Annotated in this window: 1 pseudogene; it reads left to right on the forward strand. The window is 58.5% G+C overall.

Annotated elements, in window-relative coordinates:
* A pseudogene (locus SB772_RS41965) lies at positions 1–216 on the forward strand (hypothetical protein); the annotation flags it as partial.
* Between the last annotated feature and the right edge of the window lie 49 nt (positions 217–265).

Below are 265 nucleotides of genomic sequence, written 5' to 3' on the forward strand. Positions count from 1 at the left end.
GATGCGCGGCAGCGAGGCACGTGGACGATGACGATCTGCTACTTCGTCACCAATGCGTCGACGAAGCAGACTGTCTATGTGAAGAGCAATACCGTCCATCTGTTCCGGCAGAAGTTCACGAATCCCGCACTCGCACTCGACGACGTCGTGAAAATCAGCGTCGATACGATCGTCAGAGATCCGTCGTTTCATCAGGCGCTACAGCCCGTCGAATAACAGGCGCGTTCCCCTCCGCGCTGGCGCCGCCGGGTTGCTGCGCAATTTC

The sequence above is a fragment of the Paraburkholderia sp. SIMBA_030 genome (genome assembly GCF_046535245.1).
Lineage (GTDB): Bacteria > Pseudomonadota > Gammaproteobacteria > Burkholderiales > Burkholderiaceae > Paraburkholderia.